The organism is Streptomyces sp. NPDC093109, assembly GCF_040701725.1.
Classification (GTDB): Bacteria; Actinomycetota; Actinomycetes; order Streptomycetales; family Streptomycetaceae; genus Streptomyces.
The window spans coordinates 1-2,636 of the sequence record NZ_JBFBEZ010000108.1 but is presented as its reverse complement, the minus strand read 5'-3'; the positions used below and the strand labels follow the sequence as shown (position 1 = coordinate 2,636).

Below are 2,636 nucleotides of genomic sequence, written 5' to 3'. Positions count from 1 at the left end.
TCCGAACCCTGCGGCAGCTTGTGCAAGATCGGCGGCTTCTTCAAGAAGTACAAGACGGAGATCATCACCATCACGGTCGAGGTCACCGTCGGCGTGGCCTGCGGTGCCGTGGCGGTCGGAGCCGGAGCGGTCACCGGAGGAGTCGGCGCAGTCGCCGTCGGAGCGAGTTGCGGCGCCATAGCCGGCGCGGCGGGAGCGGCCGTCGGCAACGCCATGAACTCCGACGCCGACCACAGCATCGCCGGATACGGCACCGCCATCGGCAAGGGCGCCCTCATCGGCGGCATCAGCGGCGCAGCAGGCGGAGCACTCGGCAACGTCGCCGCCAAGGGAATCAAAGCCGTCGGCTCAAAGCTCATCAGCAGAACGGGCAAAACGGGCGGAGCAGGTGGAGCCAAGGTCGGCGGCGGCACGGCGGGCGCCAAGGCGGCGGCAGCAAAGCCGGTCAAGCCCGAATGCTTCCTCGCCGGCACCCCCGTCCTCCTCGCCGACGGCACCACCAAAAACATCGAGGACATCAAGGTCGGCGACCAGGTCCTCGCCACCAACCCCGCAACCGGCGAAACCAGCACCCAGCCCGTCACCGAACTCCTCCCCAGCGAGGGCGACAAAGAGCTCAACAAGCTCACCATCGCCACCCCCGACGGCAACAAGAACATCACCGCCACCGCCGAACACCCCTTCTGGGCCCCCGAAGAAAACGCCTGGATCAACGCCGCCGACCTCAAACCCGGCACCACCCTCCACACCCCCAACGGCACCACCGCACGCATCATCCACAACCAGCCCTACACAGACCACGCCCGCACCTACAACTTCAGCGTCGCCAAACTCCACACGTACTATGTACTCGCCGGCCAGACGCCGGTCTTGGTTCATAACACGTGCGGCGACACCCCCACTCATGTGACAGGAAAGGGTGATGACCCACTAGTTCCGGAACTTATCGAGGACATCAATGCTCGTTATTCAGGTCATGTGCGAGCTGAAGGTGTCACGATAAACGGGCCGGATGGTAGTTCGCTCACAGATTTTGACATCGTGACCCGAAATGCGGTTGTGCAGGTGAAGAGTGGTTCAGGGAAGGGCGCCCTTGAGCAGGCGCTAAATACGCAAAGCCTGACGGACTATCCTGTCATTGTTTACCTTCCGCAAGGGCGTGGCAGTGTGATTAAGAGCCTGGAGAAGGCCGGTATCATGGTGACGCGGGACAAGGGTCTTCTGCTCGACGTTCTCGCTCCGTAGTGGCCGAGGTTCTCCGTTCAGTTGTCATTATTGACGCGAAGGAGTCTAGGTGCGTCCAACTATCGTGCTTCTGAGTCCAGCAAGTGATTATCGGGAGCTCTCCAATCGGTTGCGTGCATCCGGTCTCTACAATGAAGGGGATATCTTTGATTTCTTGGACCGGGGGCCGTGTCGCTTCAGTGTCGATTTCTCCGGGGACGTCATTGGCGAGTTTGATGACGGTGAAATCGATAAGATCTTCGAGAAGCTTGGTGAGTTCAATGCAATCCTCATTGAATATCCTGGCGTTGCGTGTGTGCGAGATCTCTTGATGGAGGTAATTCCCGGAGTTCGAGGAATTTTGGATACGAACCACGGTGAATTCTTGGGTTATGATGAAGTGTTGGAGCGGTTTGGGAGAGATCGGGATTGGGATTGGCGAGTCGGCGTTAGTTGAATGATTTCGTGGAGCGATTTCGCTCTGGCGTCCCTGCAGTAAACCGCGGGTGAGGGGCAATAGGTTTCGTTGCGGTGCGACTGGACATTCCGGTGCGCTTCACTGTGTTTGTGCTGAGTGGCGATGTGGAGTCCGCTGAGCGGGTGTGGGTATGTGTTCGCGCGGCCGAATCGGCGCCTGCGGTCTCATGGCTCGGATGTTGGAGTAGAGAGCCAGAGGTGGCTCATGGGGATGATTAGCTTGATGGGCGGGTTGTCCCTTGCGCGAATGATGCCAATTCTTGAAGTTTCGGGAGCCTCTTTCTTGAGGGAGATTGACAGCATCGTTGCCGCGTGCGGGGCGTCAGAGAGAATCTCGCAGGCGCAGGCGGTTGATGTATTGCGGGGAATGCGAAGTATTATTGGACCGCTGGAGGATTCATTCACGCCAGATTATTTTCAGGCGACTGCAGCCGGCGTGGCGATAATTGTAGCCACAGAAGGGGAAGCTGCGGGAGTCGGGGAGTTTAGGATGAGGTCAAGCATTGGGAATTTCTGGGATTCCTGTGATGACCTACTTCATTCCGATGGCGGGTACTCCAGAATGGAATTCCAGGGGATTAAGTCAACCTTGAGAGGTGTTGAGGACATTTGGCAAGATGGAGATAGTCGCATTATTTCCGCTTCCGCAAATGATCCGATACCTGCCTTTGTGGAGCGGCTTTCTTTGATTCGCGCCAACTATCCTAGGCGGCGGAGGATTGCGCGTGTGTTTGCTGAATGTGCCGGATGGGATATTCCGGTAGTGAAGTGAACGCAATTTTAATCTGTATAGTCCTGGCGCAATGAAGCTGGAAGTAATCAACTCGTCACGGCGCGTGCCTTAGAGGGTGTCTCACGTGGCTTGAGGGTTCGTACGGCATGATGTCTGTCGTGGGTGCTGATCTGTCGAAGCGTCTGGTTCCTGATGAACTCTG

Annotated in this window: 3 protein-coding genes; all 3 read left to right on the top strand. The window is 57.8% G+C overall.

The genetic code is table 11. The annotated features are described in order from the left end of the window. Positions 1 to 1,245: polymorphic toxin-type HINT domain-containing protein (locus AB0389_RS37740; RefSeq protein WP_366400114.1), on the top strand; the 1,245-nt coding region annotated here is incomplete at its 5' end. Between the two features lie 49 nt (positions 1,246 to 1,294). Then, positions 1,295 to 1,681: a hypothetical protein gene (locus AB0389_RS37735; RefSeq protein WP_366400113.1), complete on the top strand. Its 387-nt coding sequence runs from the start codon at positions 1,295 to 1,297 to the stop codon at positions 1,679 to 1,681. Between the two features lie 225 nt (positions 1,682 to 1,906). After that, positions 1,907 to 2,473 carry a hypothetical protein gene (locus tag AB0389_RS37730; RefSeq protein ID WP_366400112.1) on the top strand — a complete coding sequence of 189 codons (567 nt, stop codon included), beginning with the start codon at positions 1,907 to 1,909 and terminating at the stop codon, positions 2,471 to 2,473. Positions 2,474 to 2,636: the final 163 nt, after the last annotated feature.

Excerpts from the sequence above, each read along its gene's own strand:
- AB0389_RS37730 (WP_366400112.1), top strand. The coding sequence starts at position 1,907 with ATGGGGATGATTAGCTTGATGGGCGGGTTGTCCCTTGCGCGAATGATG.